Origin of the sequence: Cognaticolwellia aestuarii (assembly GCF_002000025.1) — a bacterium.
Taxonomy (GTDB): domain Bacteria; phylum Pseudomonadota; class Gammaproteobacteria; order Enterobacterales; family Alteromonadaceae; genus Cognaticolwellia; species Cognaticolwellia aestuarii.
The window spans coordinates 1-20,990 of the sequence record NZ_MUZV01000012.1; the positions used below are offsets into that span (position 1 = coordinate 1).

Annotated in this window: 14 protein-coding genes and 1 rRNA gene; 12 read left to right on the forward strand and 3 right to left on the reverse strand. The window is 38.7% G+C overall.

What is annotated here, in order from left to right; translation table 11 throughout:
• The first annotated feature begins 279 nt into the window (after window positions 1–279).
• The 4 genes from rrf to B0169_RS16190 all read left to right on the forward strand — a co-directional run bounded on the left by rrf (window position 280) and on the right by B0169_RS16190 (window position 5,188).
• A 5S ribosomal RNA gene (gene rrf / locus B0169_RS16175) occupies window positions 280–394 on the forward strand.
• Window positions 395–880: 486 nt separating this feature from the next.
• Window positions 881–2,692 (forward strand): assimilatory sulfite reductase (NADPH) flavoprotein subunit, encoded by a 1,812-nt coding sequence (locus B0169_RS16180; RefSeq protein WP_077287718.1) that lies wholly within the window; start codon window positions 881–883, stop codon window positions 2,690–2,692.
• Entirely contained in the window at window positions 2,692–4,434 is a 1,743-nt protein-coding gene (gene cysI, locus B0169_RS16185) for an assimilatory sulfite reductase (NADPH) hemoprotein subunit (RefSeq protein WP_077287721.1), read from the forward strand. The genes B0169_RS16180 and cysI overlap by 1 nt, the downstream gene beginning before the upstream one ends.
• Complete coding sequence (locus B0169_RS16190) at window positions 4,427–5,188, forward strand: phosphoadenylyl-sulfate reductase (RefSeq protein ID WP_077287723.1); 762 nt, start codon at window positions 4,427–4,429, stop codon at window positions 5,186–5,188. Before cysI ends, B0169_RS16190 begins: the two co-directional genes overlap by 8 nt.
• A 47-nt stretch (window positions 5,189–5,235) precedes the next feature.
• On the opposite strand, the gene B0169_RS16195 is transcribed toward B0169_RS16190, so the two are convergent.
• On the reverse strand, window positions 5,236–6,147 hold the full coding sequence (locus B0169_RS16195) for a TIGR03899 family protein (RefSeq protein ID WP_077287725.1): 912 nt from the start codon (window positions 6,145–6,147) through the stop codon (window positions 5,236–5,238).
• 349 nt (window positions 6,148–6,496) lie between these two features.
• On the opposite strand from B0169_RS16195, the gene B0169_RS16200 reads away from it, so the two are divergent.
• The gene (locus tag B0169_RS16200) at window positions 6,497–8,722 is read left to right on the forward strand and encodes a bifunctional diguanylate cyclase/phosphodiesterase (RefSeq protein WP_077287727.1); all 2,226 of its coding nucleotides are present in this window, start codon (window positions 6,497–6,499) and stop codon (window positions 8,720–8,722) included.
• 57 nt (window positions 8,723–8,779) lie between these two features.
• On the opposite strand, the gene B0169_RS16205 is transcribed toward B0169_RS16200, so the two are convergent.
• On the reverse strand, window positions 8,780–9,967 hold the full coding sequence (locus B0169_RS16205; protein ID WP_077287729.1) for an MFS transporter: 1,188 nt from the start codon (window positions 9,965–9,967) through the stop codon (window positions 8,780–8,782).
• Window positions 9,968–10,064: 97 nt separating this feature from the next.
• Here B0169_RS16205 and B0169_RS16210 point away from each other — a divergent pair, with 97 nt between their 5' ends.
• The 3 genes from B0169_RS16210 (at window position 10,065) to fadA (ending at window position 13,978) form a co-directional block, all read left to right on the forward strand.
• Window positions 10,065–10,349 carry a MazG nucleotide pyrophosphohydrolase domain-containing protein gene (locus tag B0169_RS16210; protein WP_077287730.1) on the forward strand — a complete coding sequence of 95 codons (285 nt, stop codon included), beginning with the start codon at window positions 10,065–10,067 and terminating at the stop codon, window positions 10,347–10,349.
• A 288-nt stretch (window positions 10,350–10,637) separates the two neighbouring features.
• Window positions 10,638–12,800 (forward strand): fatty acid oxidation complex subunit alpha FadB, encoded by a 2,163-nt coding sequence (fadB, locus tag B0169_RS16215; protein WP_077287732.1) that lies wholly within the window; start codon window positions 10,638–10,640, stop codon window positions 12,798–12,800.
• 14 nt (window positions 12,801–12,814) lie between these two features.
• Window positions 12,815–13,978, forward strand: a complete 1,164-nt coding sequence (fadA, locus tag B0169_RS16220) for an acetyl-CoA C-acyltransferase FadA (protein ID WP_077287734.1) — start codon at window positions 12,815–12,817, stop codon at window positions 13,976–13,978.
• 567 nt (window positions 13,979–14,545) lie between these two features.
• On the opposite strand, the gene B0169_RS16225 is transcribed toward fadA, so the two are convergent.
• A complete protein-coding gene (locus B0169_RS16225) occupies window positions 14,546–15,115 on the reverse strand; it encodes a GNAT family N-acetyltransferase (RefSeq protein ID WP_077287736.1) in 570 nt (189 codons plus the stop codon).
• Between the two features lie 148 nt (window positions 15,116–15,263).
• Between B0169_RS16225 and B0169_RS16230 the strand changes: the two genes are divergently transcribed.
• The 4 genes from B0169_RS16230 to B0169_RS16245 all read left to right on the forward strand — a co-directional run bounded on the left by B0169_RS16230 (window position 15,264) and on the right by B0169_RS16245 (window position 20,892).
• Window positions 15,264–17,438: a prolyl oligopeptidase family serine peptidase gene (locus B0169_RS16230; protein WP_077287738.1), complete on the forward strand. Its 2,175-nt coding sequence runs from the start codon at window positions 15,264–15,266 to the stop codon at window positions 17,436–17,438.
• Between the two features lie 201 nt (window positions 17,439–17,639).
• A complete protein-coding gene (locus tag B0169_RS16235) occupies window positions 17,640–18,692 on the forward strand; it encodes a hypothetical protein (RefSeq protein WP_077287740.1) in 1,053 nt (350 codons plus the stop codon).
• Between the two features lie 103 nt (window positions 18,693–18,795).
• The gene (locus B0169_RS16240; protein ID WP_077287742.1) at window positions 18,796–19,536 is read left to right on the forward strand and encodes a response regulator; all 741 of its coding nucleotides are present in this window, start codon (window positions 18,796–18,798) and stop codon (window positions 19,534–19,536) included.
• A gap of 81 nt (window positions 19,537–19,617) precedes the next feature.
• Window positions 19,618–20,892 carry an ATP-binding protein gene (locus B0169_RS16245; protein WP_077287744.1) on the forward strand — a complete coding sequence of 425 codons (1,275 nt, stop codon included), beginning with the start codon at window positions 19,618–19,620 and terminating at the stop codon, window positions 20,890–20,892.
• Window positions 20,893–20,990: the final 98 nt, after the last annotated feature.

Genomic DNA, 20,990 nt, shown 5'->3' on the forward strand with positions numbered 1-20,990 from the left:
TTGGGTGTGGAAGTGCTGCGAGGCATTGAGCTAACCAATACTAATTACCCGTGAGGCTTAACCATACAACACCCAAGTGGTTTTAAAGATTGTAGGTAAGTTTGACTAAACACTCGCAAGAGTGACACGTACATAAAGCATTGAATAAGAGTTCGAAACACGTATTTATATAAAGTAGAGCCTAGGTTTTACTGTAGCGTCGATAAAAACGTTCATCCATGAACATTATCGACGTTAGTGCATCCATGCACGTCGGCTTTCAAGATTGTACCTTTTTTGTCTAGCGACAATAGCGACATGGCCCCACCTGATCCCATTCCGAACTCAGAAGTGAAACGTGTTAGCGCCGATGGTAGTGTGGGAGTTCCCATGTGAGAGTAGGACATTGCTAGGCTTCTATTAAGAGAAACCCGTAGCTAACGCTACGGGTTTTTTGCTTTCTGGCGTGTAAATAATAAATTGCGCCGTAGCCCCCTTGAACACTCTGCAACTGCTCCTGCGTTGAACTGATTTCCTTCATCTTTGTCGGAAATTGACCATATACACAGATGCAGAAGTGACCGCTCTAGTGCATTCGTGCATCCAAGGCATGAGTATTCCTGTACGCCAAGCGTGTTAGCGCCGGTAGTAAAGAGGGGGGGCTTTCTGATCTTTAGCAGTAAACACTAAACTCCAACTATTCTGATGATGCAATTTGGTAATAAAAATTTTTCTTGAGGCTGTGATGAGCACACTATTTATCTCAATAAACCTCAATCTATATGTAATGGTGTTCCCTCTATATTCTATTTTAGAATAAAAAAGCCCTTTCTATTCTTTTTCTTTCGACAGAAAAGAGACTACTCTTGCATCATTAATTAGTAATGGGCGTATATTCGACATGTTGCCGGAAAAGCAAAACTTAAATCAAACTATGCTTGATACCAATCAGCTAGCATCTTTTAAACAAAGTATTAACGATCTATCTCCTTTGCAGCTAGCATGGGCTAGTGGTTACTTAGCCGCAAAAGCAGAGGGCGGTGTTAATGATGTAATCGCTTCAGAAACGGCACCTGCTGAGCAAGCCACGTTAACTATTTTATATGGTTCTCAAACAGGTAATGCCAAAGGTGTAGCAAAGAGCTTAGCGGCTAAAGCAACTGCTGAAGGCTTAACTGTTGAACTGAAAAGTATGGGTGAGATAAAGCCCAAAGCGATTAAAAATATTACACATTTATTGATCGTGACAAGTACTAATGGTGAAGGCGAAGCACCAGATGATGCTATTGCACTACATGAATTTCTTGCCTCGAAAAAGGCACCTAACCTTGAGCATATGCACTATAGCGTGCTAGCTCTCGGTGATACCAGCTATGAGTTTTTCTGCCAAACAGGTAAAGACTTTGATTTGTATTTAGAAAAATTAGGTGCAAAAAGGTTAGCTCCTCGTGTCGATTGTGATGTTGATTATGATGTTGATGCAACAACTTGGTCGACAGAGGTAATTGCAGAAGCTAAAGCAATGCTTGCAAGTGAAACAGCTTCAAGCAATGTTGTTTCATTATCTAATGTTGTCAGTACGGAATCACAATATACAAAACAAAGCCCATATGCAGCTGAGTTGCTAGTAAGTCAGAAAATTACCGGACGGGATTCAGCTAAAGATGTCAGACATATTGAAATAGACTTGGGTGAGTCGGGTTTAACCTATCAACCAGGTGATGCATTAGGTGTTTGGTTTGATAACTCAGCTTTGCTTGTTGAAGAGCTTATACTAGCGCTTAAGTTGAATTCAGCAGATAAAGTTGTCGTCGCAGACGAGAGTCTAACCTTAGCTGAAGCACTAACGACAAAGTTTGAAATAACGCAAACTTCAATAAACTTTATCGAGTACTGGGCAAATAAGTCACAATCATCAGATCTGCTTGCGCTATTGAATGATAAAGCCGCTGTACGTGAATATGCTGGTAATCATCAGGTTGTAGACGTTGTTAAATCAGCGCCATTGGCTGCTACGGCTCAATTAACGGCTCAAGAATTTGTTGATGCTTTGCGAAAAATCACCCCAAGACTTTATTCGATAGCTTCTTCACAAAGTGAAGTAGAGGAAGAAGTACACTTAACTGTTGGTCTGGTTCAATATCAGGCAGGTGACGCTCACCGTCAAGGTGGCGCCTCAGGATTTCTAGCAAATGGATTAGATGAGGGCGGTGAAGTTAAAGTGTTTATTGAACACAATGATAACTTTAGATTACCTGCAGATAGTAATACACCAGTGATTATGATCGGACCTGGTACAGGTGTCGCACCTTTTAGAGCCTTCATGCAAGAGCGAGAAGCAACAGAAGCTTCAGGTGAAAACTGGTTATTTTTTGGTGACCAAACATTTACGCAAGATTTTTTATACCAAATTGAGTGGCAGAGCTACCTTAAGTCAGGCCTATTAACTAAAATTGATTTAGCTTTCTCTCGTGATCAAGCCGATAAAATCTATGTACAAGACAGGTTACGCGAAAATGCGGCTGAAGTATTTTCATGGTTAGAGCGTGGTGCACATATCTATGTTTGTGGTGATATGAGCCGAATGGCAAAAGATGTAGAAGCAACATTGCTTGATATTATAGCAACACAAGGCAAATTGTCTGAAGAGCAAGCAACGGCTTACTTAAAAGATTTACGTAACGCGAAGCGTTATCAGAAGGATGTATACTAATGACTGATTTAACTGAACAAAATCAAGCTAATGGACCGTTAATTGTTGAAGGTAAACATGCTGATAATGAACGTTTAAAGGCAGAAAGTAACTTCTTACGCGGTACAATAGCCGAAGACTTAAAAGATAACGTTACTGGTGGTTTTACTGCCGACAACTTTCAGTTGATCAGAACGCATGGTATGTATCAACAAGATGATCGTGATATTAGAAATGAGCGTACTAAGCAAAAGTTAGAGCCGCTACATAATGTTATGCTACGTGCTCGTATGCCTGGCGGTATTATCACGCCAACACAATGGCTAGCAATTGATAAATTTGCTCAAGAAAAAACTAGCTATGGCAGTATTCGGATTACAACACGCCAAACTTTTCAATTTCACGGTGTATTGAAGCCAAATATCAAATTGATGCATCAAACCTTGAATGAATATGGCATTGATTCTATTGCAACTGCGGGTGATGTTAATCGTAATGTACTGTGTACGACTAACCCTGTTGAATCTGAACTTCATCAAGAAGCTTATGAATGGGCTAAAAAAATTAGTGAACATTTATTACCAAAAACACGTGCTTATGCAGAGATTTGGTTAGATGGGGAAAAAATTGAAGAAGGCGCAAATGGTGAAGTTGTCGAGCCTATTTTAGGCTCAAATTATTTACCTCGTAAGTTTAAAACAACAGTGGTTATTCCCCCGCAAAATGATGTTGACGTACATGCTAACGACTTAAATTTTATTGCTATAGCCGAAAACGGTAAGTTAATCGGCTTTAACGTTTTAGTTGGTGGTGGCTTAGCCATGACCCACGGTGATAAATCAACCTATCCACGTAAAGCTGATGATTTTGGTTTTGTTGAATTAGCTAAAACCTTAGATGTGGCTGCCGCTGTTGTGACGACTCAACGTGATTGGGGTAACCGTGTTAATCGTAAAAATGCTAAAACCAAGTACACGCTTGACCGAGTTGGTGTTGATACTTTTAAAGCCGAAGTAGAGCAGCGTGCAGGTATCACTTTTGCTGAAAGTCGTCCATATGAGTTTACTGGCCGTGGCGACCGAATCGGTTGGACTGAAGGTTTTGACGGTAAACATCACTTAGCGTTATTTATTGAAAATGGGCGTTTGCTTGATAAGCCTAATTTACCTTTAAAAACGGGTGTAGCAGAAATTGCTAAAATCCATAAAGGTGATTTTAGAATGACAGCCAACCAGAATTTAATTATTGCTGGTGTTGCAAGTGAAGATAAGGCTGAAATAGAGCGTATAGCTCGAGCTCATGGCTTAATTTCTGATGGTACATCAGTGCAACGTAAAAATTCAATGGCTTGTGTTGCTTTTCCAACTTGTCCTTTAGCAATGGCTGAAGCAGAAAGGTACTTACCAAGTTTAGTTACTGATGTTGAAGCAATACTTGCTAAGCATAACGTTGCTGATGAGAGCATTATCTTACGCGTAACTGGATGTCCTAATGGCTGTGGCCGAGCTATGCTTGCTGAAATAGGTTTAGTTGGTAAAGGACCTAGCAAATATAACATGCACTTAGGTGGTAACGTTGCTGGTACGCGCGTGCCTAAAATGTATAAAGAAAACCTTAATGAAGAAGATATTTTGCAAGAAATAGACACTTTAGTTGAACGCTGGGTTGCAGAACGAAACACGGCAGAAGCTTTTGGCGACTTTGTTATTCGTGTTGGTATTATCAAAGAAGTCAAAGTAAGTAAGCGAGATTTTCATGACTAATATCATTGAAGCTAGTACACCTCCGGTGATTAATAATCGATTTCCAGCATCGCTACCTGAGCCTTGGCTAAAACAGTGGAATGAATTGTTAGAAAAGCAGTCAGCGACACAGCGAGTAGAGTGGGCAATGGAAAATTTGCCATCGCAATTTGTTTTGTCGTCTAGCTTTGGTATTCAGTCAGCTGTTATGTTGCATATGTTGACACAAATAGATCCAAATATACCTGTATTAATAACCGATACTGGTCACTTGTTTCCTGAAACTTATCAATTTATTGAGCAAATGACTGACCGCTTAAAGCTAAACTTACAAGTGTACAGCGCCAAAGAAAGTGCAGCATGGCAACAAGCTAAATATGGTCAAGAGTGGGCTACAGATGAAACTGCTTTAAAAGCTTATAATCGACGTAACAAAGTTGAACCATTAGAGCGTGGCTTAAGTGAACTACAGGCAGGTACTTGGTTTTCAGGTGTTCGTCGACAACAATCTAGTCACCGTGAAGGCTTATCTGTTGTCAGTATTTTACGTGGCCGCTTTAAGGTGCATCCCATAATTGATTGGACAAATAAAGATGTGCATCAATATTTAACATCGAATAATTTACCTTATCACCCATTATGGGAAGAAGGTTATGTGTCTGTTGGCGATGTGCATAGTACAAAGCCATTAACAGCTGGAATGGATGAAAGTGATACCCGTTTTTCCGGCATGCAGCGAGAATGTGGCTTACATACAGACGGTGACGGTATTTAATAAATAGCGATAAAAAAGAATGTATTTATTACATTCTTTTTTCTTTGTTAGCCTTCAATAATAAAGTTTTCAGCTAACTGTGTTTTCATTGTTGTTAGGTAGTTATCATCTATACTATCACTAACTAGATGCGCGAGTTCAGTACCAATAGGAGTGAATTTATAGAAGGTTAAAATAGCGTCGTTTTTTTTAGCTGTAAAGCTGAGCGGTTTGCCATTGTAGTTAAACTGTATTTTCTCTCCCTTAGCAAGCGCATGGCTCTCTGCCTCTTGTTCAAATACTAAGTGATTATCTGCCAAGGTCAAAATATCAGCGTAGCTTAACCCTGCTTGATTGAGATCTAGCCGCTGTTGTCGTTGACGATTAAAAAAGTTGAAGAACTTTGGAATTTGATAGCCGCCACTGATCACTCTAATGTTTTTCTTTCGGCAATCACTAACAGCTAAGCTACAAGCTTTTGCCAACAATTTTGCTTCGGTGATACTCATGGTTCTAAACATCTGTAAAGTTTTTAAAGAATAAGACCCTGGGTGAGATATTTCACCAGCTAAAATTTTTGCCCATAAATTCTGCATAGTTTTATTACTGATACCCTCAGCAAGTCTGACAAAGTGACTAAACCAGTCTTGGTCAGCTCGGTCAGTAATCGTGGCGTCAGAACAATACTGAGCAGCACGTAACATAATTTCTTCCATATTTTTTTGTTGGCGTAACTCATCTAACTTTTTTCGACGATAAGCTCGATCTTCTAATGGTGCTTGTTTGCTTTCGGGTAAGAACTGGGCATCAAGGGAAAACTTTTTTGCAAAGCCTAACAGTTGTTGTTGTGAAGAAGCATTAGCGCTTGAGTTTGAATTACTTTTTTCAACATTTTGGGCTTGTTCATGCTCGACGATATGTGTATCCTGTTCCACAGAATGTGCAGTTATTGTATCTTCTTTAATCGAATTTGATGCCACTGTATATCCCTTAACCTATAAAGTGCTGGAAAATCCAACATAACACCGAGTGGAAACTAATTATAGCGTAAACTTAGACTTTACTCATTCTGATATATATTTATCGTGTTTTTTAAAGGGATATATATTATTCTTGTTTTACAAATGTTTATAATTTTATCTTGTGCTGTTATTTGTACAAAAATATAATTTCCCATGAAATGTAAGCTATAGGGTAAATAATATTAAAACGAAATGTTGAATAATAGTAATTCGACTTTTATTATGTATTATATAATAAGACAATTTTTAACTAAATTGATGTTCAAAAATTCTACTAGTTGAAGTTTACTAGTGCATTGAGGATGATATGCAAGTTTCAGAAAATACGAACGATGATTTTTTGTTTATCGATGATAGCGAAGAAGATGAAATACTAGATTCCGCTATAAGGGATACTTGGAAAGTTCTAATTGTCGACGACGATCCTGAGATTCACTCAGTGACTCAACTTGCTTTATCTGACCTGGTAGTTTTAGGACGTCATTTAGAGTACCTACATGCTTATTCAGGCCAAGACGCTTGTAAATTAATTGTAGAGCATGACGATATTGTTCTCGTGTTACTTGATGTTGTGATGGAAAGTGATGATGCAGGTCTTACGGTTGTTAAATATATACGCGAAGAATTAAAACGTGATGACATTCGTATTGTTTTGCGCACGGGGCAACCGGGTTATGCACCTGAAGAAAGTGTCATTAAAGATTACGATATCAACGATTACAAAACAAAAACAGAGCTAACGCGTCGTAAGTTAGTAACAACGGTTTATGCTGCGATTCGTTCATATCAACAAATTGATTCTGTTACTAAAAACAGAAAAGGTTTAGAAAAAATAATTTGTGCTGCTGCTAATCTATTAGAGCAACATACTGTTCATGATTATGCACAAGGTGTATTGACAGAATTTAAAAAGTTAGTTGATAGCACCACGAGTATTTTCTGTGCTCGCGGTCAAGGCATTGTTGAAGGTGCTGATGATTTGAGCTTATACATCCTTGGTCAAGAAGGATTAGCAGAATCTAAATTGAACCAAAAGCTTATTGCACTCGATAATCGCGATACTGCTAGTCAAATAACCAGTTGTTTTCAACAAAAGCAACATTTCTTTAATGCAAGCTCTACCTCGTTTTATTTTGCCAGTGGCGGTTTTAGAGCTGTAATTCATTTAGAGTTAGAACAAGCCTTAACAACAATTGAAATGCAGCTTATCGAAGTTTTTCTAACCAATATCGCTACGGGTTATGAAAATGTGCATTTATTTCAAAAGCTACGAAATGCCGCTTATAAAGATTGGTTAACTGAATTACCAAACAGATTAGATTTTGTTAATTTATTAGATGGTTTTTGTCAAAGCGACGATGACAACTTAGTCACTGCATTAGTTGATATTAATCACTTCAGTGACATTAACGATGGTCTAGGACAAGATATTGGTAACCAATTACTGATGGCTGTTTCTGCACGTATACGAGCATTAAGCGAAAAGAACCATTTAGCTCGAATTGGCGCTGATGTTTTTGGTATTATTGGACCAAAGGAAAGTGTTAACCCTGAAACCTTAATGGCATTATTTAACCAGCCATTTGCGGCAGGGGAGCAAAATTTACCTATTAGTGCTAGTTTTGGCTTTTGTTCAAAAAAGTCGGCTGGAACGCGTGGAGTAAAAGTTTTAAATCAAATCAATATAGCGCTTAACCTCGCCAAAAAATCCCTGCAAGAGCCGTTTGTTTATTACCATCAAGAAATGGAAGATAAAACACTTTGGCGTTTAGGTATGATAAGACAATTACGTACCGATTTCGCTGATAACCGTTTAGAGCTCTGGTATCAACCACAGCTGAGTTTAACTACCGGGAAAATAATTGGTGCAGAAGCCTTATTGCGCTGGAAAACAGCTGAAGGTAAGTTTATTTCTCCTGCAGTATTTATTCCCTTAGCGGAGTACTCTGGCTTAATTATTGAAATAGGTAACTGGGTTGTTGATCAAGCTTGCCAACAACTACAACGACTTGCTGAAAGTAAATTTGAAGATGTTAGTATTTCAGTTAATGTGTCTATCCCTCAATTTAAACGTGGTAACTTTGTTGATAAAGTTATTGAAATAACACAGCTAAATAAGGTTGATCCGAGTAAGTTGGAGTTAGAAATTACTGAAAATGTTTTAATGGATGAGCCACAAGTTATTATTGATGCTTTAGTGCAGTTAAAGGCACAAGGCATTAGTATTGCGCTTGATGATTTTGGTACCGGCTTTTCATCGTTAAGTTATCTACAGAAACTTCCTTTGGATCGATTAAAAGTAGATCGTTCTTTTGTTAATGACATTGCTGAACCTGGCGGTTCAATTATAGCTGACACTATTATTAACTTAGGCAAACAAATGAACTTAAAAGTTATTGCTGAGGGGATAGAGAGCATCGAGCAAGAAGTTGAATTAAAAGCTTTAGGTTGTGATGAGGTACAGGGCTTTTATTATGCTAAGCCTATGCCAGCAGATGAGTTCTTTATTTGTTTAGAAAAAAGAAATAGATAACCCAATATAACTTATCGACTTGAGTAAAAATGTATATCATTGCAACCTATAAGGCACTTATTTTATAAGTGCCTTTTCTTTTGTGCGAAATTCAACATTCAATTGCGGTGAGTAAGGCATGAACAAGGTTAATATTAATGAGCAACAAGCAAACCCAGCACCAATATAAAACACCCATGAAGCATTCACTATCCACACCATACCGAGTAAAGCCGGTATAACTACGGCAGCGATATGGTTAATAGAAAAGCTAATACCGGCACTGGCAGCAATATCTTCTGGCTGTGCAATTTTTTGAAAATAGGTTTTTATTGCGATGGCTAAGGCGAAAAATAAGTGGTCAACAACATAAAGCACAGCAGCGATATTGGCATTTTCGACTAAGCCGTAAAGAATAAAAAGGATGGTTAAGCCAATATATTCAAAACGTAGCACATTACGTTCACTGACCCGACCAATAAATTGGCCAATTTTAGCGGCAAATAACCAATTAAATACATAGTTAATGAGGAATAATGCGCTAACATCTGCAACGCTATAGTGGAATTTTTCTACCATTAAAAAACCGGCAAATACGACAAAAATCTGTCTACGAGCACCACTGAAAAATGTTAACGCGTAAAATAGTAAATAACGTTTACGTAAGATTAACTTGCGAGATTGTTCGGTTGGCTGTGGGAAGTGAGGAAACAATAAAGCTAGAGCAATGGTAAACACTAATGCAATACCACCGAATAACACGTAAGTTGATTTATAGCTCCACGAAAACTGTTCCATTAACAGCCAAATACTGGAAAATGCCATTAATGAGGCAATAGATTTTACCGACAAAGCACGGCCTAGAAAGTGAGCGGTTTTAGTTTTATCAACCCATTGTAAGGTCAGAGACTGATTAACAGTCTCAAAGTAATGGAAACCTACAGACATAATAATCGTCGTAAGATAAAGGCCAATCGCCGAGGGGAAAAAGCCAGTTGCCGCAACGCCTAAACTTGTTAAGCCTAAAGCAACTAACGCTAATTTTTGCTCTTTAATAAATAACAAAACGTAAATAACAGTAAAAGCAAGAAAACCAGGAACTTCTCTTAAACTTTGTAATATACCTATTTCAACACCGGTAAAATTGGCTTGTTCAACTACGAAATTATTCAATAAAGCCATCCAAACTGAAAAAACTAACGGCATAATAAACGCCATGGCAAGTAGTAAGTTTTCTGGGGTACGCAATTTAGCGGGTAATGACATTATAAATCCAGCAGTGTTGTGTTGACAGCGACACACCATTGTAAGTTAATTGTCTGTAAAATACACGACGAACGAAATCACTACTTTTGAGGTATTTATGAATATTAATCAACTAGCCAAGCAAAATTATGACTGGGTTGAGCGAATGGGCTGGCATAACAAAACTACCTTAGAGGCGCTTGCTTTAGTCGCCTCGGAAGTTGGAGAAGCGATTAACGAATGTCGCGGTGAAAGCCCAACAGATAATTTTGCAGAAGAGTTAGCAGATATTGTTTTAAGGGTTTTGGATATTGCCCACTGGCAGGGGATAGATATTGAGCAGGAATTGTTGAATAAAATGAAAAAAAATGAACAAAGAGGTACTCGTGGTCGTCTTAAGTAAGTTTGATGTAAGTGTTGCTAAGGCTTGCTTTTAAAGACCTGCGGACTAATGATTCAATGGCGGGTATTTGTTGTATGACAACTTTAATACAGTTAATTAAAACACCTGTTTAAAAAAATTTGCTTTCCCTTTCCTTTCAAGGCAAACTCATTGGCACTTTATTTCTTTTACTTATTTCTTGTATTTGATGAGTAAACTAAATATTCACACGCTTGGTAGTAATCTATGATTACGTATTTACCAGTCAATCGATCTAGATAAGATCCATTAAAAGTCAGGAGAGTAGGCATGTTATTTCAAGGCAAAAGCCTTTCTGCCCAGTTGTTAGATGACGGCATTGTCGAATTTAAATTCGATGCGCAAGGCTCAGTTAACAAGTTTGATCAGGCAACGTTTAAAGAGTATATCGCTGTAGTTGATGCGATTAATAATTGCAGTGAAGCAAAAGGGGTACTGGTTACTTCAGGTAAGTCTTCTTTCATCGTTGGTGCTGATATCACCGAATTTTTAGAGATATTTAAAAAGCCAGAAGCTGAATTAATACCTTGGATCAAAGAAGGATCAGATGTTTTTGATTCGTTTGAAGATATTAAGCTACCAACTGTAGTTGCCATTAATGGCTTTGCGTTAGGCGGCGGTTGTGAAATGAGTTTAGCTTGTGACTACCGTATTGCTGATACAACATGTTCAATTGGTTTACCTGAGGTTAAATTAGGCTTAATACCAGGTTTTGGTGGCACCGTGCGTTTACCACGTGTTATTGGTGCTGATAACGCTGTTGAGTGGATGTCAACAGGTAAAGCGTTTAAAGCTGAGCAAGCAATGGCTGTAGGTTTACTTGATGCCGTAGTTGCGCCTGAGCATTTACGTGAAGCGGCTTTAAAAATGCTGAATCAAGCAATTGCGGGCAAACTAGACTGGCGTGCTAAACGTCAACCTAAGCTAGAAGCGTTAAAGCTTTCTCCAGTAGAAACTATTATGACCTTCAATACCTGTAAAGGTATGATCGCTGCTAAAGCTGGTAAACATTACCCAGCGCCAATGGCGATGGTTAAAACCATTGAAGCAGCTGCAGGCTTAGACCGTGCTGGCGCAATGGCATTAGAAAACGCAGGTTTTGCAAAATTAGCAAAAACTGATTCAGCTACGGCGCAAATTGGCCTATTTATGGCTGATCAAGTAGTTAAAAGTAAAGCTAAAAAAGCGGGTAAGCAAGCAACTAAAGCCGTTAATAAAGCGGCCGTATTGGGTGCGGGTATTATGGGCGGCGGTATTGCATACCAGTCTGCTTATAAAGGCACGCCAATCATCATGAAAGATATTAACGACCAAGCGCTTGACCTAGGTTTAACAACAGCTGCCGGTATTTTAAGTAAGCAAGTTGAACGTGGCCGTATGAATGCCAAGAAAATGGCTGGTGTGTTAAATAACATCACACCATCATTAAGCTACGACAGCGTTAAAGATGTAGATATTGTTGTTGAAGCTGTAGTAGAAAATCCAAAAGTTAAAGCCATGGTTTTAGCTGAAGTTGAAAGCTACGTTAGCGATGATGCTATTGTTACTTCAAATACTTCAACTATTTCTATTGATTTACTGGCAGAAAGCGTAAAACGTAAAGACAAATTTTGTGGCATGCATTTCTTCAACCCGGTAAACAAAATGCCACTAGTTGAAGTTATTCGTGGTAAAGAAACCTCAGATGAAACCGTTGCTGCTGTTGTAGCCTACGCGGCGAAAATGGGTAAATCACCTATCGTTGTTAACGACTGTCCTGGTTTTTATATCAACCGTGTTTTATTCCCATACTTTGCCGGCTTTAGCCAATTAGTGTTAGAAGGTGCTGATTTCGTTGCTGTTGATAAAGTCATGGAAAAACAATTTGGCTGGCCTATGGGCCCAGCATACTTACTTGATGTTGTCGGTATTGATACGGCAGATCACTGTACGGGTGTTATGTCTGCTGGTTTCCCAACACGTATGACTAAAATTGATAATGACCCAGTAAGCGCTTTATATAACGAAAAACGTTTAGGCCAGAAAAATGGTAAAGGCTTCTACGATTACGGTAAAGATAAGCGCGGTCGCCCAACAAAAGTTGCAGCACAAGCAGCTTATGACTTATTTACTGGCGTAGATAAAAAAGACTTCACTCAAGACGAAACTATTGCTCGCTTGATGATTCCTATGGTAAATGAAGTGGTTCGTTGTTTAGAAGAAGGTGTAGTTGATACTGCAGCTGAAGCTGACATGGGCTTAATTTACGGTTTAGGTTTCCCGCCATTTAGAGGGGGTCCAATTCGTTATTTAGAAACCTTAGGTTTAGATAACTTTATTGCAATGGCAGATAAATACGCGCACTTAGGCGAAATTTATCAAGTTACTGACGGCATGCGCGCAATGGCAAAATCTGGTCAGTCATATTTTACAACCGACGTTAAAACAGCTTAGGCGAGGAGAAAATCATGAAAGAAGTCGTTATTGTCGATTGCATCCGTACCCCGATGGGGCGCTCAAAAGCTGGTGTTTTTCGTAATGTTCGTGCTGAAACTTTATCAGCACACTTAATGCAACAATTATTGGTTAGAAACCCTAATCTTGATCCAGCATTAATTGAAGATATTATCTGGGGTAACGTTAAGCAAACTAAAGAGCAAGGTTTCAATATTGCTCGTAATGCGCAGCTATTAACTGATATTCCAAAGTCTACCGGTGCTGTTACTGTGAACCGCTTATGTGGCTCATCAATGCAAGCATTACATGACGCCACTACTAATATCATGGCCGGTCAAGGTGATGTGTTTATGGTTGGTGGTGTTGAGCACATGGGTCATGTACCTATGATGTATGATGTAGATTTTGATCCTGCATTGAGCAAACATATCTCGCGTGCTGCTGGTAACATGGGCTTAACCGCTGAGTTATTAGGTATGCAACATGGTATTACTCGTGCTGAACAAGATGCTTTTGGTGCTCGTTCTCATCAACGTGCTCATCAAGCCACGCTTGAAGGCCGTTGGGCTAACGAAATCGTACCAACATTAGGTCATGATGCGATGGGCGCTTTAACGCTGATTGAGCATGATGAAGTTATTCGTCCTGAAACTACCGTTGAAAGCTTAGCGGGCTTACGTCCGGTATTCGATCCGGTAAATGGTACGGTAACAGCGGGTACTTCTTCAGCACTTTCTGATGGCGCTTCAGCAATGTTAGTGATGTCAGCTGAACGTGCTAAAGCGATGGGCTTAACACCGCGTGTTAAAATTCGTGGTATGGCTATCGCAGGTTGCGATCCATCAACAATGGGCTTTGGCCCAGTGCCAGCAACGAAGAAAGCGCTACAACGTGCAGGTTTAACGTTAGCTGATATCGAATTAGCTGAATTTAACGAAGCATTTGCTGCCCAAGCGTTGTCATGTGTACGTTCATTAGGTTTAGAAGACAAAATGGATGACATGATCAACTTGAACGGTGGCGCTATTGCATTAGGCCACCCTCTAGGCTGTTCAGGCACACGTATTTCAGGTACTTTGATAAACTTAATGGAAGCACAAGATGTTAACATTGGTTTAGCGACTATGTGTATTGGTTTAGGCCAAGGTATCGCGACTGTATTTGAAAAAGTGTAGTTGTACTTCCCACTTTTAATGATAAAATTTAGCTAACTTTCTAGTAGTTAAATTAGATAAAAGCCCAACTTTTGTTGGGTTTTTTTGTTTTTCTTTCCCTGCAAACAATGCCTAGTATAAAGGTATTATCGACAGGAAAAATTTATCTTTTTAAGTCGAGCGGGTATAAAACGCAAAAAAGCCAACTACTGGAGAATAGTTGGCTTTTTATTTCAAATAACGCTATCAAGTTATTTTTTGTTAAGTACGTTACTTAATTGAAACACGTCCCAATTCATAACAACTAAGCTCCGTACTTGTATCAACATTAGCCTAAGTAGTAGTGCGCCCACTTCGACCAAGAAGATAAGCAAATGATAATCATTATCATTTGTGTTGTCAATGGTTTATTAAAAATCACCTGTATTTGTGTTCGTGAGTACGCTCATGAGGACTTATCGATGGCCATCAACCATTTAAAAGTCTCTGATTCATAGAGGTTGTCGTTAATGGTAGCAACGCGAATAAGGTTAATTTTAGCGAATGGCAATAAGCAGGTTTGGTAATTCGTTAAGTTATTTGTCTACATTACCGATCAGCATATTTTCTAGATATTGAGGTATTTTCCATGCTATATAACACCACATCTAAATCCCCCAGTTGTGAGTCAGAATGAGTATAGGACTTAACATATTCCATGCCCACTTTTTTCATTACTGCAATCGAGCCAGCGTTGTCATGCATAGCGATCGCACTAAATATTTTATTTTCAGGCTGTTTAGCTAGTGCTTGCTGAATATGAATTGCGGCTTCTGATGCATAGCCTTTGCCCCACGTTGATTGTAGAAAGCGCCAGCCTAATTCAATATCGTGCCAAATGGGCCTATCGGAGAAAAAGTCCATTGGGCGCACTAAAATCCAGCCAATACTTTCTTTCGTTGCTGTAATTGTTACTTTCCATAAGCCCCAGCCTTTGTTGGGATTTTTATAAGCGTTATGGCGAGGTATAAACTTATTAACGATATCTTCACGTGTGGTCTCAACGCCGCCATTGATATAGCGCATGACTTCAGGATTTTGGTCAAGTTGGTAGAGAAACTCACTATCGCTTTCATCAATAAGCTTATAACTTAGCCGGTTTGAGCTGGTAATGTTCATATTTCTTTACTTTATCTCGTATCTTAGTTAATTGATTCTATTATATGTTTGCCGCTTTGGCCTAATTACTTTTCCTGACATAGACATCAATCTGATACTGCCATATGATATCTGGCAAAGAAAAACAATCTCACTTATTTGGTAAATTATGAATTCTAAAAAAATAGTATTACGTTCGGCAATTCTACTGGCATTGTTTGGCTTAAGTGCCTGTGGTCAAGACACCGCACCTAGCGCGGCAACTGAACAAGTTGCGAATATCAGCAGTGAAAGTACCAGTTTGGTTTATCCAACAACTAAAAAAGTTGCTGTTGTGGATGATTATTTTGGCACTAAAGTGGCCGACCCATACCGTTGGTTAGAAGATGATATGAGTGCTGAAACTGCAGATTGGGTAAGCGCCCAAAACAAAACGACTCAGGGCTATTTAGCACAAATTCCTTTCCGCGATAAAATTAAAACCCGCCTTGCAACATTGTTAGATTATGAAAAAGTAGGCATGCCTTTTATTGAAGGTGACTATAACTATTTTTATAAAAATGACGGCTTACAAAATCAATATGTTTTATATCGCCAAAAAGGCGATGCCCCTGCAGAAGTTTTCCTAAATCCCAATGAGTTTAGCGAAGACGGTACGGTGTCGTTAGCGAGCATTGAATTTAGTGAAGATGGTTCACTCGCCGTGTACTTGATCTCTGAAGGCGGAAGTGACTGGCGTAAAGCACGAGTAATCGATACCAAAACTAAAGAAGTGATAGAGACTGAGTTAGTCGATATTAAATTCAGTGGTTTGTCTTGGGTAGGTAATGAAGGCTTTTATTATTCAAGCTACGACAAACCTAAAGGCAGTGAACTATCGGCTAAAACCGATCAACACAAACTTTATTACCATAAGCTAGGCACTCCACAGTCAGAAGATGCATTAGTTTTCGGCGGAACTGAGGCTGAAAAACATCGCTATGTTGGCGGTGAAGTGACTAAAGATGGTAACTATTTATTGGTCTCTGCCGCGGTTTCAACTTCAGGCAATAAATTATTTATTAAAGACTTAACAAAGGCAGACTCGCCATTGGTTACTGTTGTCGGTAATACCAACTCAGACACTAGCTTAGTGAGCAGTAAAGGTAATGATTTACTATTTATTACTAACATGGACGCGCCTAATAAACGTGTCGTGAAGGTAAATGCTCAACAGCCAACGGCTGAAAACTGGGTAGATGTTATTCCTGAAACTGAAAATGTATTGTCAGTTTCTACGGGCGGCGGCTTCTTATTTGCTAAGTATATGAAAGATGCCACGTCGTTTATTCAACAGTACGAACTTAATGGTAAAAAAGTACGTGATATTGCTTTGCCTGAAGTAGGAACGGCTGGTGGCTTTAGTGGTAAAAAATCTCAAACTAAACTTTACTATTCGTTTAGTAACCAGAAAACGCCTTCAACGACCTTTAGCTTAGATCTTCAATCTGGCGAATCTAGTGTGCATATGAAATCGAAAGTTAAGTTTAATAGCGATAACTTCGAATCAAAGCAAGTTTTCTATACCTCTAAAGACGGCACTAAAGTGCCAATGATTATTACCCACAAGAAAGGTTTAGTGCTTGATGGTACTAACCCAACCATTCTTTATGGTTACGGTGGTTTTAATATCAGCTTACAGCCACAATTTAGTTCAACACGTGCTGCATGGTTAGAGTTAGGAGGTGTTTACGCTGTTGCTAATTTACGTGGTGGTGGTGAATACGGTAAAAAATGGCACGACGCAGGCACACAGCTGAAAAAGCAAAATGTTTTTGATGATTTTATTGCTGCTGCAGAATACTTAATTGCCGAAAAAGTAACGTCTTCAGATAAGCTGGCAGTAATGGGCGGCTCTAATGGCGGTTTGCTTGTTGGCGCAGTTATGACGCAACGTCCTGAACTATTTAAAGTGGCATTACCTGCGGTTGGTGTACTTGATATGCTTCGTTACCATACCTTTACCTCAGGAGCTGGTTGGGCATACGACTATGGTAAGTCGGATGATAACGCTGAAATGTTTAACTATTTACTTGGCTATTCACCGGTACATAATGTTAAAGCAGGTACGCATTATCCAGCTACTATGGTGACAACCGGTGATCATGATGATCGCGTAGTGCCGGCGCATTCATTTAAGTTTGCTGCCGAGTTACAAGCGAAACAAGCGGGCACAAACCCAACCTTAATTCGCATTGAAACGGATGCCGGTCATGGCGCAGGTACACCAATCAGTAAAACCATTGATCAGTACGCCGATATTTACGGTTTTACCTTGTTTAATATGGGTATTAAAGATATTTAAGCCTAACTAAATAAACATAAGTAACATAAGCCCTGTAACTACAGGGCTTTTTTAATTCACCTTAACGAAAGTAGAATAGTTAACTATTTCGTTTTAGCAAATGTAAGTGCTTTACATACATTTGCACGACAATTTGATGCTATTGTATTTGATGTCTTATCCGCATAATGCGCTCAATTAATAGAGACACAGGATTAGATAATGAAAAACTTAGTACTTATAACCTCAATACTAATTATCGTACTTGCATTGCAAGCTTGCGGTAGTAGTTCAAAAAAATCGCCTACACCAACTACACCAACTACACCAACAACTCCGACTACGCCTCCAACAACACCAACGCTTCCTGAGGCTGTACACCATATACAGCCAGAAGATGTTGCGCGGTATGTAGAAAATTATCAAAGTCAGCAAGCCGCAGTTGAGCTACAAATTGATGGTGCTATTTACAAAGTGACATTTGTAGATATGAGTCAAAGTGATAATTTAATTTTTGCTCAATATGATAAAGGCTTTTTGTTTTTTGGCTTTGATTTTGAAAATAACCAGCCTGTTGATTTTATCCGAGTAGTGGAAACTGAACTGGAAGATATTAATGAGGCACTGGCTGATGCAGATAATTACTTTTTTGGCAAAGACATTTCACTATCACAAGATGATAACGAAAATGCAACCTATGAAGGTAGTATTAGCCACCCTGTAAAAGGTGATTTTTCAATAAAGTTGACTGTTAATGAATCTTTAATCGAAGGTGGTACTAGTACGGTTGAAGTATCTGGCACTATAGCAATGGTTAATGGCGACCTTGGTACAAAAACATACGTACAAATAACCGATCTGATTAATAACCACCCTGAAGTTGATACATTATTACTACAAGAAATCAGTGGTTCAGTTAACGATGCAATTAATATGCATACAGGTAGACTAGTGCGTAATGCACAATTGACAACAATGGTTGAAGCAACTTCAGACGTTAACTCTGGCGGTGTTGATTTATACACTTCGGGCTTTAAAAGAGTGTATACCGAAGGTGCAAAACTTGGCGTTCACTCATGGTGTTGTACTGAAGGCAAGCCAGCTGACGAACTAGGTAGAGATCATGAAGGTCACGGTGCGCAACTCACTTTCTTTAGAGAAATGTTAGGTGCTGAGTTGGGACCAGAGTTTTACTTTTTTACTATTGAAGCTGCGCCTCACAACACAGTACATGTGATGACAAAAGCTGAATTAGATAAGTATTTGTTACAGTAATTTAGGCACTTGAAGTGACTGAGAAGAGGCATTATTAGTGCCTCTTTTGTTTTATTTTGCTATATTGGGCTTAATATTCTATTAAGTGATCTATATATCTAAAATGTCGAATATCCAAACTATTATGCTGGTTGAGGATGATGATAAATTAGCCTCTTTATTGAAAAATTATCTCTCAAATTTTGGTTTCGATGTTGTAGTTGTTCATTCGGGTATTGACGCGGTTGAAAAAATAGCCGCTATTGAGCCCTCGCTGGTTGTGCTTGATTTAATGCTACCAGGCCTCGATGGTTTATCTGTATGCCGTAAAGTTAGAAATCAATTTTCTGGTCAAATATTGATGCTGACGGCGAGTGGTGATGATATGGATCAAGTAGCAGCACTGGAAATTGGTGCTGACGATTTTGTTCAAAAACCGATTCAACCTCGCGTACTGCTAGCACGTATTAAAAACTTGTTACGAAGAAATCAAGGTGCTGCTGAAATAATTAACTCAGCTGGTTTAAACCAAGTAAACCCATCTCCCCATTCAAATAAAGAAAAAATTTTTGGCGCTTTGTGGTTGAACGAGCCACTACAGCGTTGCAAACTAAACGATGAACTAGTGCCACTAACGCCTTCAGAGTTTTCACTACTGTGGCACTTAGCTAAACATGCTGAGCAGGTGCTAAGCCGTGAGGAGCTATTGCAGTCGTTGAGAAGTATTGAATATGACGGCTTAGATCGCTCGGTCGATAATAAAATAGCGCAAATACGAAAAAAACTTAAAGATGATGCTAATCGCCCACAAGGTATAATAACAGTGCGGGGTAAAGGTTATATGTTTATACCTGATTATTGGTAATCAATATTCATACAAACGCATACAGAATAAGAGCATAATTAACGCTAAACTATTTGCATAACATTTAATTGTGCGAACTTTATGACCAGACTATTTATTTCTTTATATTTAGGGCTATTAGCAACACTGTTTATTTTTATGGTTGCTGCCCATTTAATTAATACTTACCTCTATGTTGATATTGAAAACATCATAAAAGCTGAAAATTTTGCTGCAGAAATAACATTACTTCAAGAGCTTGATAGCCATGTAACTTTGCAACGCAGGCAAGAGCTTATTGATGTTATTGCTGATAAAAACCAAGTTATTATCAGCCCCGTTGCATTTGATAGTATTCCAAGCCATATTCAAAAAGCTTTAGAGAACCAGCTAACCTGGTTTGATGATGATGAATACGATTACTTCACAGCTTTTTCACCAGCGCAGTACTATCAAATCGAAGAAAATGAAGCACATCAGTTATTAAAAATTGATGAAACAGTGGGAGATGCTATTTTTATTGCGCTCATTTGTTTTGTTGCATCAGGCTGCTTTATTTGGTTATTTGGTCTACATCGAAAATTAAAACGGCTTGAGTCTACCCTTGTTGATATTAGCCAAGGTAATTTGTCTGCACGAGCATCAACCCTAAAACGTTTTCAGGTGGGGCGATTGAATGTATGTTTAAATACTATGGCAGAGCAAATGGAAAGCTTATTAGGCAGTCACAAACAGCTCACCCATGTTATTGCTCATGAGTTTCGTTCACCTTTATTTCGTATGCAAATGATATTGGAAATGCTGGTTACAGCCAAGCGTGACAATATGATGGCTCATGTACAAGGCCTAGAGGATGAAATTTTCTGTTTAGAGGATTTAGTGGAGGAGTTATTAAGTTATGCAAAAATGGAACGAGCAGAGCTTAAGCTGCAGCTTGAACAAGTTAATATTGCTGACTTTTCACATAACTTACAGGAAAAACTGTTAATTGAATGTAAGGCAAGCCTTCAGTGGCATAATCATCTTGATAATGAAAGTAACATTTTACTTGATAAGTCGTTAACAGAGCGAGCTATTACTAACTTGGTTAAAAATGCAGATAAGTACGGTGAATCTGAAATTTATGTTTGCATAAATAAAATTGATGATTCCATTGTGGTTTGTGTTGAAGATAACGGATCGGGGATCCCTGCTTCGCAGCAAAAAGCTATATTTGAAGCTTTTCATCAAGTAAGTGGTGTCAGTCAAAATACCGGCTTTGGTCTTGGGCTTACTATTGTTAAAGAAATAGCACAGTTACATGGTGGTACCATTATTGTTACTGATAGTGAATATGGGGGAGCTAAATTCGTTTTAATGTTGCCATTAAAGCATTAAGGTCTTCGAAGTTTTTTTAGTTACAGACTTGATTTCAGTAATGGTTTTGAGATGAAATAAAGGAAAGTAGTTTAGATTCAATCCGATGGATTTATCTA

Excerpts from the sequence above, each read along its gene's own strand:
- fadA (WP_077287734.1), top strand. The coding sequence starts at position 12,815 with ATGAAAGAAGTCGTTATTGTCGATTGCATCCGTACCCCGATGGGGCGC.
- B0169_RS16180 (WP_077287718.1), top strand. The coding sequence starts at position 881 with ATGTTGCCGGAAAAGCAAAACTTAAATCAAACTATGCTTGATACCAAT.
- B0169_RS16190 (WP_077287723.1), top strand. The coding sequence starts at position 4,427 with ATGACTAATATCATTGAAGCTAGTACACCTCCGGTGATTAATAATCGA.
- B0169_RS16200 (WP_077287727.1), top strand. The coding sequence starts at position 6,497 with ATGCAAGTTTCAGAAAATACGAACGATGATTTTTTGTTTATCGATGAT.
- cysI (WP_077287721.1), top strand. The coding sequence starts at position 2,692 with ATGACTGATTTAACTGAACAAAATCAAGCTAATGGACCGTTAATTGTT.
- B0169_RS16235 (WP_077287740.1), top strand. The coding sequence starts at position 17,640 with ATGAAAAACTTAGTACTTATAACCTCAATACTAATTATCGTACTTGCA.
- fadB (WP_077287732.1), top strand. The coding sequence starts at position 10,638 with ATGTTATTTCAAGGCAAAAGCCTTTCTGCCCAGTTGTTAGATGACGGC.
- B0169_RS16205 (WP_077287729.1), bottom strand. The coding sequence starts at position 9,967 with ATGTCATTACCCGCTAAATTGCGTACCCCAGAAAACTTACTACTTGCC.
- B0169_RS16240 (WP_077287742.1), top strand. The coding sequence starts at position 18,796 with ATGTCGAATATCCAAACTATTATGCTGGTTGAGGATGATGATAAATTA.
- B0169_RS16245 (WP_077287744.1), top strand. The coding sequence starts at position 19,618 with ATGACCAGACTATTTATTTCTTTATATTTAGGGCTATTAGCAACACTG.
- B0169_RS16230 (WP_077287738.1), top strand. The coding sequence starts at position 15,264 with ATGAATTCTAAAAAAATAGTATTACGTTCGGCAATTCTACTGGCATTG.
- B0169_RS16225 (WP_077287736.1), bottom strand. The coding sequence starts at position 15,115 with ATGAACATTACCAGCTCAAACCGGCTAAGTTATAAGCTTATTGATGAA.
- B0169_RS16210 (WP_077287730.1), top strand. The coding sequence starts at position 10,065 with ATGAATATTAATCAACTAGCCAAGCAAAATTATGACTGGGTTGAGCGA.